Genomic DNA, 16,642 nt, shown 5'->3' on the forward strand with positions numbered 1-16,642 from the left:
TTGGTTAGGGATTTGACACAAACCTAGCAAAATTGCTTATCCTACAAAATGGGTTAGCTCAGCGTCACACGCAGAACTCAACGAAACTGTAGCAATTTTAGGTAAAACACGCTTACTTGCTAAAGTACTTCTTGTTCAGTTCGATGAGTTAAGTTCAATGAATTGCTAAATCTGCATCACATAGAGGTGACAAGTATGACTCAACAGCATTGCCCAGAAGCGATAGTGACTCCACCGGTTGCCGAAAAGCAGCCGCAGATATTGCTCAAACATGGAGATGAACGAGTTGATGACTACTTCTGGATGCGGGATCGGGATGATCCAAAAGTCGTCACCTACTTAGAAGCAGAAAATGCCTACACTTCTGCTATGCTGCAGCATACCGAAGCACTCCAAGCTACTCTCTATCAGGAAATGCTGGGCCGCATCAAAGAAACCGACCTCTCAGTGCCTTATCGGCAAGGTGATTTTTATTACTATTGGCGCACTGAACAAGCAAAGGCTTATTCAATTTATTGTCGTAAAAAAGGTAGTCTTGAAGCCTCAGAAGAAGTTTTATTAGATCAGAACAAACTGGCAAAAGATCACACATTTTTTAGCTTGGGTGTGTGCCAAGTTAGTCCTGATCATCAAATTTTGGCTTACTCCATTGATACTAGCGGTGCTGAGCAATATACACTTTTCTTTCTTGATCTCAACAGCGACAAACTATATCCAGAAACTATTACTAATACCTATACATCGTTTACCTGGGGCAATGATAATTGTACCGTATTTTATACTCAAGTTGACAGCGCCAACCGCCCTTTCCAACTTTGGCGACACACCTTAGGCAATTCTCCCAACCGGGATGTTCTGCTCCACCAGGAAGAAGATAAATCCTATAATCTTTTTGTAGGTAAAACCCGCAGTAAAGCTTACATATTGATGAACTTAAAGAGTGCAATTACCTCAGAAGTTCACTATTTAGACGCAAATATTCCTAACGGCGATTTTAAAGTAATCCACCCGCGTCAGCCAGGAATGGAATATAAAGCAGAACACCATTCCAATTATTTTTATCTAGTGACTAATGACAAAGCGATTAACTTCAAGCTAGTAAAAACCGCCGTAAACTCTCCAGCAAAATCGAATTGGCAGACGGTAATTCCTCATCGAGACGACGTAATGCTGTCGGGTGTGAGTGCTTTTGCTGAACACTTGATTATCTATGAAAGAGAGGCGGGACTACCAACCGTGCGAGTGAAAAAACTTGCCACGGGAGAAGAACATAACATTAGTTTTCCTGAGCCAACGCATTCAGTTTTTCCAGAAAACAATCCGGAATTTAACAGCACTATCCTGCGTTTTAATTACACCTCTTTGATTACTCCCTCCTCAGTGTTTGATTACAATCTGAACACCCAGCAGCGTGAATTGAAAAAAGAAACAGAAGTACTTGGTGGTTATGATCGAACCCAGTACCTTAGTGAACGGATCATGGCTACCGCTTCTGATGGTACTGAGATACCTGTATCTATCGTTTACAAACGGGGAATAGAAAAAAACGGCAAAAATCCTCTACTGCTTACCGGATATGGCTCTTACAGTTCTTGTTATCCAGTATCTTTCTCGTCAAGCCGCCTCTCACTCCTCGAACGTGGGGTTGTCATCGCAATTGCTCACGTTCGTGGTGGAGGGGAAATGGGGTACAAGTGGTACAAACAGGGTAAGTTCTTGCAGAAGAAGAACACTTTCACCGATTTTATTGCTTGCGCAGAGCATCTAATTGCGCGAAAATGGACTGCCAGTGATCGCCTCGCCATTTCCGGTGGTAGTGCTGGGGGCTTATTGATGGGAGCGGTAATTAATTTGCGCCCAGAACTGTTTGAAGTCGTCGTTGCCCACGTCCCTTTTGTAGACGTAGTAACGACTATCCTTGACACGTCACTGCCCCTATCTGCGATGGAATGGGAAGAGTGGGGCAATCCCAACGATAAAACTTATTACGACTACATGAAGTCTTACTCCCCCTATGATAACGTCGAGTCCAAAGACTACCCGCATCTCCTAATTACTAGCGGTTTGAATGATGTCCGCGTCTCCTATTGGGAGCCAACCAAGTGGACAGCTAAGCTGCGCCAGATGAAGACTGATGATAATCTTCTCTTGCTGAGAACTAATATGGGTGCTGGACATGGGGGCGCATCTGGACGTTATGAGCGTCTCAAAGAGACTGCCTTTGAGTATGCCTTCATTCTTGATCGCTTAGGTTTACCGGAGACAGGCTCAACAGCCTTAGGAGCATTAGATGGACAGGCAACTGCTGCAAAATCTGGATGAGCTAGGGATACGTTTTGTTCGCTTCCTCTGGTGTGACAATGCCAACATCATTCGAGCCAAGGCAGTACACCGAGTAAGTTTATCGGACTACATTAAACATGGTGTTGGTATCTCAGCAGCCCAGCAAGCAATTCCCGTGATGTATGATGCCCCAGTCCCCGGAAGTGGTCTAGGGCCAGTGGGCGAGGTGCGCTTGGTGCCAGACTGGAACACTTTTATTCCCTTGCCCTATGCTCCTCGCCACGCTCGTGTCATGGGAGATTTGATCAAAGATGGTCAACCTTGGAACCTCTGTCCGCGACAGTTCCTCAAAACCATGATTGCGGAAGCGGAGAGTGAGGGTTTCGAGGTGATAGCCGCTTTTGAGAATGAGTTTTATCTGTTGCAGCAGACATCGGAAGGGATAGCACCGGCTGATCAGACGGTTTTTGCCTCAACTCTGGCGATGGATCTCCACCGTTCTGTAATTGATGAAATTGCCGAAGCCTTGCTGGAGCAAGGGATGTTTGTGGAGCAGTACTATCCAGAGTCAGGGCCGGGTCAGCAGGAGATCTCAATCCTTTACACCCATGCTCTACCCGCAGCCGATCAACAAATTGCCTTCCGAGAAACAGTGCGAGCGATCGCACTCCAGCATCACCTTAAAGCCTCATTTTTACCGAAAATCTTTGCTGATCAAGCAGGCAGTGGTTGCCATCTTCACCTCAGTTTGTGGCAGGCGGGAGAGAATCTTTTACCCAATTTACAAGGTGATGGGGGTATTTCTCCAGTTGCCTCTCACTTTATGGCGGGCATTCTGCACCACTTACCAGCTTTAATGGCACTGACAACACCAAGCCCTAACTCCTATCGCCGTATCCGCCCTCACTGTTGGAGTGGGGCTTTTCGTTGTTGGGGAATGGATAACCGGGAGGCGGCGCTGAGAGTACCAAGTAATCCAGAGTTCCTCAGCCCGACTCATTTTGAATTGAAAACAGTTGATGCTACTGCTAATCCTTACCTAGCTTTAGGGACAATCATTGCCGCTGGACTGGATGGCATCCGCACTAGTCTGGAACTGGGAGAATCAGTGACAGTAGACCCTGGCAACTTAAGTGAGGCAGAACGTACGGCCCTTGGTATTGAGCCATTGCCCACTAATTTAGGAGAATCTATCAAACAATTAAGTCGAGATCAGGTAATTTTAGAAGCCTTGGGTACGGAACTTGCTCAAGCTTATTTGGCAGTGCGCCAAGCTGAATGGGAAGCGATGCAAGATTTAGAACTGGAAGAAGAGGTGAAGTTATTGTGGGAGCGGTATTGAACTGTCTCAGATCTTGCACTATTCTCAGTCAGTGAGTTTCACCTGCCAAGAACTTAAGCTCAGGACTTACGCAGACACGCTATATATAGTGGTACAGTAGCGGAAGCTCCCCACCCAAAAATTGTGGTAATCTCAAGTCGAGGTAGAGAGAGATTGAACATCAGGTGTCATTTAGTAAACTAGATTACTGCCAATACTTGCTCAGTACTCAGACCCTCGACGCGCACCTTGAGTTCAGGGGACACCCAGTACTTCCATCGCCTGGTCACGCCCGTCATCGTCTGTCCTCTCCGGGGCGGACTCAGGTGATGGCAGTTAGTCCCTGAATTTGTCCGACCACAAGATGGCGATGACAAACCAGACTCTGAGAATGCCGACGCCAAGGGGTGGTTCTCCCGTCAGGGGAACCGCTTTGGTCGTTTGAAGGTGACGGTGTTAGGCGATGAATAATCTGTATTGCCACCAACCCCGATGCCAGTAGCTAGTCGACCAGCAGTTGGACTTTATTCTGGTGTGTCGTCCAGACTCACAGACCACACTCTATGACTACCTTGAAGGGATTGACCTGCCGACGGTCACCACAACACGATGGACGGGAAAAATCGAAGAAACCTCATTTCGACAATTCATCTGCTAACGTTCATGTTCTAGGGACTCGAGCTAGAGTTCCCTGCCAATAGCAGTTGAATTTCCGAAATGCGAATTGCTGGAAAAACCCAGCCGATCAAACCAAAAAGCCGGGGTCATACCCCCGGCTTTTTGGTGGCCGTGTTTTGTGCTCGCGGAACGTTGACGCCGGCAAAGAAGTCATTGACTCAGACCTATGGGCCGCGCGGCTGTTGAATGGAGACTACGCAGACTTTGACATAGCCGCCGCATTGGTCGCCGGACTAGGGGAGTACCGGCAGACTGCGACCCATCTGGGATCATCCGCCCATCAGCGCCTGGGCGAGTCCGATGTAGAGCGGTATTCCCAGGGCAATCGCAACCGGCGTGCCGACGGCTGTGGACGCGCCGATGTAGGCAGAGGGATTGGCCGTAGGGATACCAGCTCGTAAAGTGGGCGGTCCGGAGATGTCTGAACTGGAGGCGGCAATGACAGCCAGGAGCGCGACGCCACCAGGACTGAACCCCGTGGCGTAGTGGGCAATCATGCCGAGACCGAAGGCTATGAACCCATGCAGCAGCGGCCCCACAAAAGCATATACGGCGTACCACTGGGCTACCTTGCGCAGCTCGTTAATCCTTGACCAAGCCTCCATACCCATTACCAGCATCAGTATCGAAAGCAGGCCGCGGAAGAGGGGCTCGTAGAAGCTTTCAACTACACTTTCCGGCCGGGTTAGCAGGCCTAGAGCGAGGCCGAGCAACAGTGCCGATAGCGCAGAGCCCTCGAGGCTTTCCTTAATGATGGGCCATATCTTGACCTGATTGCCTGCGGTACCGCCCTGATCGCTGGGATACCCGCTTGCGGTAATGCGCTGCTGGCTGCGATACTCCTGCCTGGTGGTGGGATACTCCGGCTTGCTGGAAGACGCGCCTGCGGTACTGGAAGACGCGCCTGCGGTACTTAAAGATGCGCCTGCGGTACTTAAAGATGAATACTCACCTGCGGTACTTAAAGATGCGTCTGCGGTACGGCGCTGCTCGCTGAGAGACTTTTTCTTGCTGGTATAAATGCTGGCCAAGACGATCGCAGTCACGAGCGCTGGGATGTCCATGAAGGGATAGAGTGCGCCGGCCCAGGGTTCGTATTCCATGCCTTGCGCTTCCAGTACCGTTATGCCGGCGGCGAGGGTAGAGCCACTCACGGCACCGAACAAGCCCCCGGTTGCAAGGGCATCCACGGTTCTGATGTTCGGCAGCTTGGCCAACGTGTAGCTTGCGATAAACACGATAAGTATCCCCATTACCATGGCGAACAGCGCGGGTAACAGCATCTCCGCCAGATTGGCCTCACGGATCGCAATGCCACCCTTCAGGCCTACTTTGATGAGCAGCATGAAGACGATGAACTTATAGATCGCATCTGGAATTGCCAGTTTGCTACCGAGGGCGGCAATGACTATACCGCCAATCAAAAAGCCGAGCGTCGGGGACTGCAACTGCGCCCCAAATTTCGTCAAGAATTCCGACAAAAAATCCACGTTGTAATTTCTCCTTAAATCAGATATTAGGGGTGAGGACGGCAGACAAGGGTAGCCTCGCATCCTGGGTAGCTGGCGCATCCGGGTGAGCAGCGAGTCAATCCACCACTAAGAAGGCATCTGCATCCCGGTGCGTCCTGTGCTAAAAGATAAGGTTTCGCTCTGGCGAGCGCAAATGATCGCGCTAATCAGTGGTGATTCATTGGCAATGGCTTGTTGCGGCTATAGTTCACCAGCAATTGGTTCGTAAAATCCCAGCGATGCATCTGGGAAAGCGTTTTCGGGTACCCACTCAGGTGGGGAGCGGTCATGCATCGCTAGCAGCAACGGAAAATGGTGCGCATTCGGGGAATGCATCGACTGAGCGCCCAGATTAGCCCGGTTGATGATGTCGGCATAGGTCAACACCGGACGACCTAAAGCATTCAGCACCAAGTGATTAAAGTTAAAACCATTTAGTTTAAACGCCATCGCACTCACCCCCAAAGCCGCAAACCAGATGCAGACTGTGGGAAACACGGCCAACCAGAGATGGAGATATAGTCATTCCCATTTATTTCCATACAGAAACCTTTAGAGTCCGTGAAGACGGACTTCGTTGTGTTAGCCCCGGATTTCCAATCCGCGGGCGGTTGTTGCTGTTCATTTCTACTTGGAATTACAATAGAGCCGGCTGCGGAAGCGCCGGCAGTGTATAGAAAGTTCCGACGAGACATGCGAGAGAAATTTGCCATGAGTACCTCCTTCCGTCTCCCCTGGCTGGGGGAGTGGTGATTGCGATAAGTGAAATTGGTTAAAAGTTGAAGAAAGCGGGGGTACAGCGCTACACGTCTGCAGCACAGGTGTTACACAAATACCTGTCCCACAGCACCTCCCATAGATCAATATTTATTAAGACCGGAATCTCTATGTGCTTAAGTTTATCTTAAAATCTGCACAAATTTACAATCGCCCTACATGGAAATGTCAAATGCAAATCATAAGTTTTCCTTTGATTCTCAGAAAACCTGTATATTTCGGGTCAATGTAAATTGCGATCGCAGAATTTTCTCTATACGTTGTTGTTATTAAGAAGGGCTTTATCTGACTGCACTTCCCAAATTACGTTGGATGGCGCTGCCAATCGCAGTCGGCTTGGGCGTCATTAATTTGTCTCCAGAGCCGGCTGCTGTGCCCGATGCCTCTATAAAGACCTTTACCGAATGATGTGAAGAGCAGGCAGAGTTGCCACCAGAAAAGGCTCACACTGTTGATCAGCTGCTGTTGCTCACCGGGACAAAAAACTGTGCGGGCTGCCGACGCCTTGATCAGCCAGCAGGAAACATCGATCCTAGGCTAGAGCCCTGGAGTTGCAAGATGTAAAGCCCTGGTCTGCCTTTACCCAGGTCACCTGGTTGTCTCTAGCCGTCAACGACATCGAAGACATGACCCCTCTACAGTCACTCACTAATCTAGAGTATCTGTTTTTAGACAGCAATAACATCGCTGCTCTGCAACCTCTAGCAACCCTCACGAATCTCAAAACCCTGTCGCTGTACAACAACGAAATTGCAGATTTGTCTCCCATAACTGGACAACCTGGCGTCACTTGCAGTGTTTAACAACCAGATCACCGATCTTTCCTCCCTCGCAGACCTTGATCGGCTTTGGTATCTTACCCTAGGCAATAACCACATCGGCGACCTGTCGCCCCTGGCCGATCTGAGACAGCTCTAGAGTCTATTTGTATTTGGCAATGAGATTGTCGATGTCGCACCGCTGCAAAATTTGACGGAGCTGCGATCACTCTTGTTGGGCAACAATCCGATTACGGATATTGCACCACTGACAAACCTAGGCGAACTCCAAGAGCTGCTGCTGTTCAACACTCAGGTTGCCGATATTTCGCCGCTTCAAGGTTTGAACCAACCCGCATTGGCTCGAACTGTACAACACGCTTGTTGCTGAGGTGAACGCCCTGACGGATTTGTCAAAGTTATCCTGGCTCGATCTGCGGGGGACTAGTCTGCTCCATTCTACCTGTCCAGTTGAACCGACCAATGTCTGCTTGTTTTCACCAGAGGACGGTATGAGACCGGGCAAATCGGAAGAGTTGCCTGGGCACCACTCTTCTAGCAATGGCTGAGCTAATCAATCCACATTTCGGGGGGAGTTGTTGCTGGCTCATAAGTCGCGGACGGACTATGACGGGCGAGGTTAAACCACCCCACAGCTAGTAGGAGACCGAACCCACAGCCCAACAAAAAAGTCCAGGCGTGAGACGATTCGAGCACGCAGAGCAGGCGGCGATTGCGCCCATAGACTTGCACGAGCCAGCCTTCGCTGGTGTTGTCAAATTTGGTCTGAAGTTTAGTTGAGTCAAACTTGTTCATTGTGTACGCTCCATGCTGATCAAACGTGTGTGGCGGTGGCGGGTAGTTGCCGGTCGCTAGGGAAACACCTGTCAGAAATTCACCTGTGAATGGAGAGTGTCTCAATGAGAGAGACTGGGTCGCTCAAACCTGACATTGATGTCGAACAGAAGACAGACATCTATGCTTTCGCTTTGAACCATATTCTTAAGTTTATACTTAGATTTGCTGGTTGAATGGTGGTCATAGCGCCAAAAGGATAAGTGTTTTTTATAAAATGCTTTCGCTAATCTGACTAAATCTTTCTGAACAGAGGGTAGTGGATTCGCCGATCTTTGGCATAAACTTAAAGGTATTGTTCAAGGCAAGACTCTATGGTTTTGCCTTGAATTGTCGTAACAGAACGCATCAAGAGGTAACCCACATGACCCAGAAAGCCTGCAAGCTCGTCATCGTCACGGAAAAGGTGCTGCTGAAAAAGGTCGGCAAGATCATCGACGAAGCCAGTGCTACCGGTTATACGGTGGTGGCCGCTGGCGGTAAAGGCAGTCGCGGCGTGCGCTCGTCGGGACAACCCACCGTTGGCGACGCCTTCTCGAATGTCAAGTTCGAGATACTCACCCCCAATCGGGATATGGCAGTGAAGATTTCGGATGAGGTCGCAGCGCAGTTTTTCGACGATTATTCGGGCATTGCCTATATCTGTGACGTGATGGAGGTACTGCACGCGCACACATTCTGACTCAAAACCCCAGCAATTCTCATTTTGGCAAGAAGCTGTTGCCGCACTGAGAATCTCGGTATTGTAATGACATCTGAGAGACCCAAGAGAGCTAGAGCGGTTGCAAGAACGGGGTTTGTTCGACACCATCGTCGCTTCGTTTCGCCAGCGTTTGTCGTCGCTACCGGACAAACGCACGGGCAACAATACTCGCTACGGGATGGAAGATGACGCTTTGAACACGTTTAGCGTGTTTTTCACCCAAACCCCGTTATTTCTAGCCTATCAGCGTATGATGGCGGGCAGTAAGGGGAAAAGCAATGCCCACGGCCTATTTGGGACTCATCAGATTACCCGCGACAACCATATCCGAGACTTGCTGGAGGCGGTCGCGCCTGAGCAGGTATTTCCCCTGTTCGAGGAAATCCTGTAGTTGCCAGACGAGCCGGGTCAGTTGGCGGATTTCCAGTTCCTGGCAGACACGCTGTTGATCACGATGGAGGGAACGGAATACTTCAGTTCAAGCCAAATCCACTGTCCCCAGTGCTCGACGCGCACCTTGAGCTCAGGGGACACCCAGTACTTCCATCGCCTGGTCACGCCCGTCATCGTCTGTCCTCTCCGGGGCGGACTCAGGTGATGGCAGTTAGTCCCTGAATTTGTCCGACCACAAGATGGCGATGACAAACCAGACTCTGAGAATGCCGACGCCAAGGGGTGGTTCTCCCGTCAGGGGAACCGCTTTGGTCGTTTGAAGGTGACGGTGTTAGGCGATGAATAATCTGTATTGCCACCAACCCCGATGCCAGTAGCTAGTCGACCAGCAGTTGGACTTTATTCTGGTGTGTCGTCCAGACTCACAGACCACACTCTATGACTACCTTGAAGGGATTGACCTGCCGACGGTCACCACAACACGATGGACGGGAAAAATTGAAGAAACCTCGACCTACCGTTATCCCAATGGCGTACCCCTCAGAGACGGGGCGGGCGGATGCACTACTGGTGAACTGGTGGGAGTTTACCGTGAGCCGTCCTGATGGTCAGGTGACTTACCACAGTGTCTTTGTGACCCGTACCCTTTGCCGATAACATCGTGGTCGAGATTGTTTAAGCCGAAAGGCTACTATCTGGAACACAACTTCGGGCATGGCAAACAGCATCTCGCCGCGTTGCTAGCGACTCTGAATATCTTGTCCCTACTCTTTGATACGCTGCTGGAGCGGCTCGACGAGAAATATAAACGGCTGCGAGCGCATCTGCCGAACCGCAAGACCTTTTTCGATGATTTGCAGGTTTTAACCCGGTATCTGTATTTCGATAATTGGGATCATTTGCCCACGTTTATGCTTTAAGGACTCGAACTAGAGAGCCCTCCCAATAACAGTTGAATTTCCAAAATGAAAATTGCTGGAAAAAGGGAAAAAGAACTGATTATGTAGTCAGACAGTATTTAGGCAGCATCGGCAAAAGAGCAACAAGCTATGCTGCCCCTGATGCAAACTTCGTGAGGATTGGTAACTTTCCTTATCACTTGGATTAGCTGAAGCGCTGTACTAAGGAGGATATTAAAGAGAAAAAAGTATAGTTATGTCTGGGCAAAATATCCCTCTTGTGTCACTCTCCGAGGATTAAAATAAAAGACCTCTTGCAAAAGTCCAGTAAAAAAGAGATAAATAGGTCAGTATGAGGGAAAATAATGACCTATGAAAAGGTGAAAGACCTAAAACCCCAAGAGTTCAAACGCCTTTGTGGAGTTAGAAAAGAGACGTTTGCTAAGATGGTTGAGTTAGTGGAAACAAATGAAAAACAGAAGATAAAAACCGGAAGACCGTCCAAATTAAGTCCAGAAAATCAAGTATTGATGACGCTCGAATACTTACGAGAGTACAGAACTTACTTTCATATCGGTCAACATTGGGGACTTAACGAATCAACAGTATATCGAATAATTCGTAAAATAGAAAATATTTTAATCAAGTCAAAAGAATTAAGGATTCCGGGAAAGAAACAACTATTGAAATCGGGAAACCCAATAGAGATAGCAGTTATTGATGTAACTGAAACTCCCCTAGAGCGTCCTCAAAAAAACAGAAAAAGTTCTACAGTGGCAAGAAGAAAAAGCACACTTTAAAATCTCAACTTATCGTTGAAAAAAACAGCAAAGAGATTATCTGTATTGCATGCGGCAAGGGTAAAGAACACGACTTTAAGTTGTTTAAACGGAGTAAAACCAATCTAAAGACAGAGATACAGTGTCTCGGAGATCGAGGATATCAGGGAATAGCGAAAATCCACAAACAAAGTCGGATACCCCATAAAAAACCCAAGAAGAGCAAACTATCAAAAGAACAAAAAAAAGAGAATCATAAATTAGCTTCAGAGAGGATAGTGATTGAACATGTTTACCGTCGCCTCAAAATATTTAGAATTTTATCCGAGCGATATCGCAACAGAAGAAAAAGGTTTGGTTTACGCTTTAATTTAATTGCAGGCATCTATAATTACGAACTTCGTTTGAACTCAAATTAGTTAGCTGCCGCTACTTTTGCAAGAGGTCTAATGTAAACAAGAATTAGGCTGGACTGACTATCGCTTTACCAATTTTGCTGATATTGAGAAATGGATAGTCCGGCTTGTTTGTTACTTGGTTATTTCGGAGAGTGACAGAAGATGGTTAATACCCTAGTTACCCAGGGGTTGCTTCGACAAAAGTACTGGCTCTGAGATGAATTTTGCTTCAGTAGCAGAGAAAGCGGTAAACTTGAGTTAGCTCCTCACCATAAACCCACACACGTTTGCCAGGATATGATTAGTTGCGTTTTTTGCGTCCTGAGGGAGGAGTGAGAATGCCTTGGACTTTTGCCCTAGATAGAGGCGGCACGTTTACCGATATCGTAGCGCGAGACCCTCAGGGTCAATTAGTGATCCATAAGCTACTCTCTGAGAGTCACAGTTATGAAGATGCTGTAGTGCAAGGAATTCGCGACATTCTGGGGCTTAGTGCTGGGGAACCAGTGCCAGCCCAACAAATAGAAGTCGTTAACCTAGGTACAACCATAGCAACAAATGCCCTTCTCGAAAGGAAAGGCGATCGCACTGTATTATTAATCACCAAAGGTTTTCGGGATGCCCTGCGCATTGGTTATCAAAATCGACCCGACATCTTTGCTCAAAAGATCATTCTGCCAGAGATGCTCTATGAGCAGGTAATTGAGGTGGAAGAACGCTATAGCGTCCAGGGAGAGGAATTAGTTCCTCTTAACCCTCAGATTTGTGAATCCTTACAACAAGCTTATGCTCTTGGCATTAAAAGCTGTGCTGTAGTCTTGATGCATGGCTGGAGGTACACCAAACATGAGGAGCAATTGGGAGTCATGGCCCAAGAGATTGGCTTTAGCCATGTTTCGCTCTCCCATCAAGTTAGTCCAGTAATGAAGCTGATTAGTCGAGGCGATACCACAGTAGTTGATGCCTATCTCTCCCCAATTCTGCATCGCTATATAGACCAAGTGTCCAGCCAACTGGGCGGAGCAAAAGTGATGTTGATGCAGTCCAATGGTGGCTTAGTAGAAGCATCTCATGTGAAAGCCAAAGACAGCATTTTGTCTGGCCCAGCCGGTGGTATTGTTGGGGCGGTACAGACAAGTACCATTGCTGGTTTTGACAAAATCATCAGTTTTGATATGGGTGGCACCAGTACTGATGTTGCCCATTATACCGGGGAATATGAGCGCGCCTTTGAAACAGAGGTCGCTGGTGTCAGGCTGAGAGCTCCCATGATGGACATTCACACCGTAGCTGCTGGGGGCGGTTCCCTAGTGAGTTTTGAAGGTTCTCGCTATCGTGTTGGGCCAGAGTCAGCTGGGGCAAATCCTGGTCCAGCCTGTTACCGCTTGGGAGGACCGCTGACGGTTACAGACTGTAACGTGATGCTGCGCAAGTTGCAACCAGGATTCTTTCCTCAGGTATTTGGCCCTAATAGTAACGAATCCTTGGACGCGGCAGTAGTACAGCAAAAGTTTGAGGATCTTGCCCAGCAAATCCAGGTTGCTACTGGTGATACTCGTACACCAGAAGAAGTGGCTGCTGGTTTTTTGGCGATTGCGATTGAAAACATGGCCAACGCCATTAAAAAGATTTCCTTGCAACGGGGATACGATGTCTCGGAATACACTCTTTGCTGTTTTGGTGGTGCAGGGGGACAACACGCTTGTCTAATTGCCGACGCCCTGGACATGAGACAGGTGTTTATCCATCCCCATGCTAGCGTCTTGTCAGCATATGGGATTGGTTTAGCAGACGTCCGTTTGATTAGGGAACGGGCGATAGAAGCTGAGGTACGTGAGGAAACAGTAATTCATTTGCAGAGTAACTTAGCCGCTTTGTCAAGAGAGTTACGAGAGGAACTGGTGCGGCAAAATGCTCCTAATCTTGAGAGGGTTGAAGTTTTACGTCGGGTGCATCTGCGATATCAGGGCAGTAATTCTACTCTAGTAGTAGATTTTGCCGAGGATGCACGTCTGCTGACGCGCCAGTTTGAAGGGTTACATAAGCAACGTTACGGATTTATCCAACCAGATAAGCAACTAATTGCCGAGACGGTTTCGGTGGAGATAGTTGGTAAAACCAAGGTACCGGATGAACCGGAAATAGATTTCCGGCAGTCTGGGGGGCCAGAACCCGTAACTACAGTAGAAATATATACGGCTGCTCAATGGCACAACACGCCAATTTTCCGCAGAGACAGCCTTCAAGCTGGAGATTCGATTATTGGCCCGGCGCTAATTGTAGAACCCAATAGTACTAATGTGATTGAACCAGGCTGGCAAGCTCACTTAACTAAACGCAAATACTTGATTCTTAAGCGGGTTAAACCCTTGAGGGATCGTGAACCGATAGGTACAGCACTAGATCCAGTCAGGTTGGAGATGTTCCACAATCGTTTCCGTTTCATTGCTGAACAAATGGGCGTAGTACTTCAGCAGTCTGCTTTTTCTGTAAATATTAAGGAACGCCTAGATTTTTCCTGTGCAATTTTCGATCAAGATGGCCAACTAGTCGCTAATGCCCCCCACATTCCTGTTCATCTGGGGGCAATGAGCGAAACTGTACAAGCCCTGATTACTGAATGGCGAGACAAATTCCAGCCAGGGGATGTCTATGCCTCGAACAATCCTTTCAAAGGTGGCTCTCACTTACCTGATATCACGGTGATTACCCCTGTATTCGATGACGCTGCCCAGCAGATTCTATTCTATGTGGCATCACGGGGACATCATGCAGATATTGGCGGTATTACCCCTGGTTCCATGCCTCCTCATAGTAAGACGGTGGAACAAGAAGGGGTGTTAATTGATAACATCAAAGTCGTTAGTCAGGGAAGTTTCCAAGAAAAAGAATTACAAGAGTTACTCTCATTGGGAACTTACCCGGCTCGAAATCCTGTGCAAAATGTAGCAGATTTAAGAGCTCAAATTGCCGCCAATAAATGCGGTGTCCAAGAACTGCGTAAGATGGTGGAACAATACGGCTTGGAAACGGTGCAGGCTTATATGGGGCATGTGCAAGATAACGCGGAGGAAGCTGTGCGCCGCGCAATTAATAATTTGCAAGAGGGTTACTGTGAATATGCTTTAGATAATGGTGGAATAATTAAGGTTGACATCAAAATTGATCAAGCCACCCGTAGCGCTCGAATTGATTTTAGTGGCACCTCTCCTCAACAATTGGACAACAATTTCAATACACCAAAAGCTGTTTGTAAGGCGGCTGTTCTCTATGTCTTCCGCACTCTTGTTGAAGATGATATTCCTCTCAATGCTGGTTGTTTAAAACCTCTAGAAATTATCATCCCTGAAGGTTCTATGTTGGATCCGCACTCACCTGCTGCTGTGGTTGCTGGTAATGTAGAAACCTCTCAAGTAATTTGTGATGCTCTATACAGAGCCTTGGGGGTGATGGCAGCTTCCCAAGGGACGATGAATAATTTCACCTTTGGTAATAGGAAGTATCAATATTACGAAACGATCGCTGGTGGTTCTGGTGCTGGGCCCGATTTTGATGGTGCAGATGCTGTGCAGTGCCACATGACTAACTCGCGGATCACTGATCCAGAAGTGCTAGAGTGGCGTTTTCCTGTTCTCTTGCAAAGCTTTAGTATTCGTCCTCACAGTGGAGGGAAAGGACGTTTTCATGGTGGTAATGGTGTCATTCGTCGCCTTGGTTTCCTGGAGCCAATGACTGCTAATATCCTCTCAGGGCGTCGTACTACTGCCCCAAGGGGCATTGCTGGTGGCGATTCAGGGCTTTTGGGCAAAAATTTGGTTGAGCGTCGTGATGGAAATATTGAGCAGTTGGGCAGCACTGCGGAGGTACAGATGCAGCCTGGAGATGTGTTTGTAATTGAGACGCCTGGAGGTGGGGGTTATGGAGAGTCAGATTCTTCTAACTCTCCTGGTGTTAAGTTTAACGATTAATCGGCAAAGCCCATACACAGATAATCTTGTGTGGGCTTCGTCTAGTGATGGGCGCGGTCATCTATCATAATAAGTTAAGCTAACGCCAGAAAAAGCAACTCCTTGCGCTAAATCCCAACAACACTCGTCTAGGAGAAGCGATCGCTAATTCCCTGCAAGCACCCCAGCAAGAATTAGGTAATTACCCTTGATCGCCGCCGAAGGGATTTTGACCAATTTTAAGCTGCCTCTTACTCCGTTCCAACTGTTCCCAGAGGCTTCTAATTTGCTGATAGGCTTCTTGTGTAGAAATCTTTCCCGAAGTTTCTAAATTGCTGATGTAACTGACTCGTTGAGCGAATTCTTGGAGATTAGCATTGAAAACTAAATTCTCTGGCTTGATTTGACCGTAATAGCGAGAACGAGGGTATAAAAAATCCAACTTATCGAACATGGCAATTGACCGAGGACAAACCTTAGATTACTCGTTTACATAATTCCCCAAAATCTAGCTAAAGTAACAGTTACTCTCCCAACCTTTTGCTCAATGGCAGTGCATCGATTCTAAAGTGAAATAGTACGATCAATTGCAATCTGGAGGATTATAGTGGCAATTTTGCAACTCGAAGACGGCACAACCTACACCCAACTGGGCGATATTGCAAGGGAACTAGCTCCTCTGAAGGTACAACTCAACTGCTGGCCAGTAGGAGATAATCCGGAAGTTCACAGTTTACTAGCTAAAGATGCCCTCAGTGACGAAGAAAAAGAGCAAGTACTCCAAGCGGTAGATAACTATTTTGCACAACTTCGACAAACCGCTGGCTATCAATCCCGTGACTTAATTGTGTTGCATCCAGAATTACCCAATCTAGATACACTCCTTTCTAAATTTAATCAGTGTCACTATCATACTGACGACGAAGTACGTTATATTGTCGCTGGTGAAGGAGTATTCGGCTTTGTGCGTCCTGATGGTAGCCAGGTGGAATTGACAGTGCAGGCAGAGGAATATATCAACGTACCAGCTAACACCGAACATTGGTTTTATTTAACACCCTCACGACGAGTAAAAGCAGTACGTTACTTTACTACTACTGAAGGTTGGGTGCCTGAGTACACAGGTAAGGAAATACGCTTCCGTTCGGCAAGAGTGATCTGATCGCAATTTGCCAAATATCTGTAACTAAAATCAAGAGCAGTCAGGAGTTAGAATCGGTCTAAGATTTTTAGCCCTTGACTGCTTAAATTATTAATTTTTTACGTTTAATTCTAGTCAATAAAAAAGAAGTAAAAATGTCTGCTGTTGAACATCTGGGTGACTAAGTTACTGGTCTAGT

The 16,642-nt window shown here is 47.6% G+C and carries 11 protein-coding genes and 4 pseudogenes; 11 read left to right on the top strand and 4 right to left on the bottom strand.

What is annotated here, in order from left to right; translation table 11 throughout:
• Nucleotides 1–195: 195 nt before the first annotated feature.
• The 3 genes and pseudogenes from ACT7WV_RS11620 to ACT7WV_RS11630 all read left to right on the top strand — a co-directional run.
• On the top strand, nucleotides 196–2,322 hold the full coding sequence (locus ACT7WV_RS11620) for a S9 family peptidase (protein WP_445103050.1): 2,127 nt from the start codon (nucleotides 196–198) through the stop codon (nucleotides 2,320–2,322).
• Nucleotides 2,291–3,625 carry a glutamine synthetase family protein gene (locus tag ACT7WV_RS11625; protein ID WP_445103051.1) on the top strand — a complete coding sequence of 445 codons (1,335 nt, stop codon included), beginning with the start codon at nucleotides 2,291–2,293 and terminating at the stop codon, nucleotides 3,623–3,625. The genes ACT7WV_RS11620 and ACT7WV_RS11625 overlap by 32 nt, the downstream gene beginning before the upstream one ends.
• Nucleotides 3,626–3,841: 216 nt before the next feature.
• A pseudogene (locus ACT7WV_RS11630) lies at nucleotides 3,842–4,238 on the top strand (ISNCY-like element ISAtsp9 family transposase); the annotation flags it as partial.
• A gap of 313 nt (nucleotides 4,239–4,551) precedes the next feature.
• On the opposite strand, the gene ACT7WV_RS11635 reads toward ACT7WV_RS11630, so the two are convergent.
• A complete protein-coding gene (locus tag ACT7WV_RS11635; RefSeq protein WP_445105631.1) occupies nucleotides 4,552–5,772 on the bottom strand; it encodes a sodium-dependent bicarbonate transport family permease in 1,221 nt (406 codons plus the stop codon).
• 222 nt (nucleotides 5,773–5,994) lie between these two features.
• A pseudogene (locus ACT7WV_RS11640) lies at nucleotides 5,995–6,309 on the bottom strand (hypothetical protein); the annotation flags it as partial.
• Between the two features lie 812 nt (nucleotides 6,310–7,121).
• Here ACT7WV_RS11640 and ACT7WV_RS11645 point away from each other — a divergent pair.
• The 3 genes and pseudogenes from ACT7WV_RS11645 to ACT7WV_RS11655 all read left to right on the top strand — a co-directional run.
• A complete protein-coding gene (locus ACT7WV_RS11645) occupies nucleotides 7,122–7,373 on the top strand; it encodes a leucine-rich repeat domain-containing protein (protein WP_445103052.1) in 252 nt (83 codons plus the stop codon).
• Nucleotides 7,366–7,488: a leucine-rich repeat domain-containing protein gene (locus ACT7WV_RS11650; protein WP_445103053.1), complete on the top strand. Its 123-nt coding sequence runs from the start codon at nucleotides 7,366–7,368 to the stop codon at nucleotides 7,486–7,488. The genes ACT7WV_RS11645 and ACT7WV_RS11650 overlap by 8 nt, the downstream gene beginning before the upstream one ends.
• A 15-nt stretch (nucleotides 7,489–7,503) precedes the next feature.
• Nucleotides 7,504–7,719 (top strand): annotated as a pseudogene (locus ACT7WV_RS11655) (leucine-rich repeat domain-containing protein); the annotation flags it as partial.
• Nucleotides 7,720–7,898: 179 nt separating this feature from the next.
• Here ACT7WV_RS11655 and ACT7WV_RS25850 read toward each other — a convergent pair.
• Nucleotides 7,899–8,144, bottom strand: a complete 246-nt coding sequence (locus ACT7WV_RS25850) for a hypothetical protein (protein WP_463424164.1) — start codon at nucleotides 8,142–8,144, stop codon at nucleotides 7,899–7,901.
• Between the two features lie 403 nt (nucleotides 8,145–8,547).
• On the opposite strand from ACT7WV_RS25850, the gene ACT7WV_RS11660 reads away from it, so the two are divergent.
• The 4 genes and pseudogenes from ACT7WV_RS11660 (at nucleotide 8,548) to ACT7WV_RS11680 (ending at nucleotide 15,323) form a co-directional block, all read left to right on the top strand.
• Nucleotides 8,548–8,865, top strand: a complete 318-nt coding sequence (locus ACT7WV_RS11660; RefSeq protein WP_445103054.1) for a P-II family nitrogen regulator — start codon at nucleotides 8,548–8,550, stop codon at nucleotides 8,863–8,865.
• Between the two features lie 127 nt (nucleotides 8,866–8,992).
• A pseudogene (locus ACT7WV_RS11665) lies at nucleotides 8,993–10,199 on the top strand (ISNCY-like element ISAtsp9 family transposase).
• Nucleotides 10,200–10,543: 344 nt separating this feature from the next.
• A protein-coding gene (locus tag ACT7WV_RS11675; RefSeq protein WP_445101302.1) for an IS5 family transposase occupies nucleotides 10,544–11,376 on the top strand; the annotation gives its coding sequence in 2 pieces (ribosomal slippage) (nucleotides 10,544–10,928 and nucleotides 10,928–11,376; 834 coding nt in all).
• A gap of 317 nt (nucleotides 11,377–11,693) precedes the next feature.
• Nucleotides 11,694–15,323: a hydantoinase B/oxoprolinase family protein gene (locus ACT7WV_RS11680; protein WP_445103055.1), complete on the top strand. Its 3,630-nt coding sequence runs from the start codon at nucleotides 11,694–11,696 to the stop codon at nucleotides 15,321–15,323.
• A gap of 181 nt (nucleotides 15,324–15,504) precedes the next feature.
• On the opposite strand, the gene ACT7WV_RS11685 is transcribed toward ACT7WV_RS11680, so the two are convergent.
• Complete coding sequence (locus ACT7WV_RS11685; protein WP_445103056.1) at nucleotides 15,505–15,756, bottom strand: DUF7219 family protein; 252 nt, start codon at nucleotides 15,754–15,756, stop codon at nucleotides 15,505–15,507.
• 153 nt (nucleotides 15,757–15,909) lie between these two features.
• Between ACT7WV_RS11685 and ACT7WV_RS11690 the strand changes: the two genes are divergently transcribed.
• Entirely contained in the window at nucleotides 15,910–16,464 is a 555-nt protein-coding gene (locus ACT7WV_RS11690; RefSeq protein WP_445103057.1) for a 1,2-dihydroxy-3-keto-5-methylthiopentene dioxygenase, read from the top strand.
• The last annotated feature ends 178 nt before the right edge of the window (nucleotides 16,465–16,642 follow it).

The sequence above is a fragment of the Symploca atlantica LB2515 genome (assembly GCF_052546295.1).

Bases quoted from the DNA above. Each gene is read 5' to 3' on its own strand.
- ACT7WV_RS11620 (WP_445103050.1), top strand. From the start codon at position 196: ATGACTCAACAGCATTGCCCAGAAGCGATAGTGACTCCACCGGTTGCC.
- ACT7WV_RS11625 (WP_445103051.1), top strand. From the start codon at position 2,291: ATGGACAGGCAACTGCTGCAAAATCTGGATGAGCTAGGGATACGTTTT.
- ACT7WV_RS25850 (WP_463424164.1), bottom strand. From the start codon at position 8,144: ATGAACAAGTTTGACTCAACTAAACTTCAGACCAAATTTGACAACACC.
- ACT7WV_RS11660 (WP_445103054.1), top strand. From the start codon at position 8,548: ATGACCCAGAAAGCCTGCAAGCTCGTCATCGTCACGGAAAAGGTGCTG.
- ACT7WV_RS11680 (WP_445103055.1), top strand. From the start codon at position 11,694: ATGCCTTGGACTTTTGCCCTAGATAGAGGCGGCACGTTTACCGATATC.
- ACT7WV_RS11685 (WP_445103056.1), bottom strand. From the start codon at position 15,756: ATGTTCGATAAGTTGGATTTTTTATACCCTCGTTCTCGCTATTACGGT.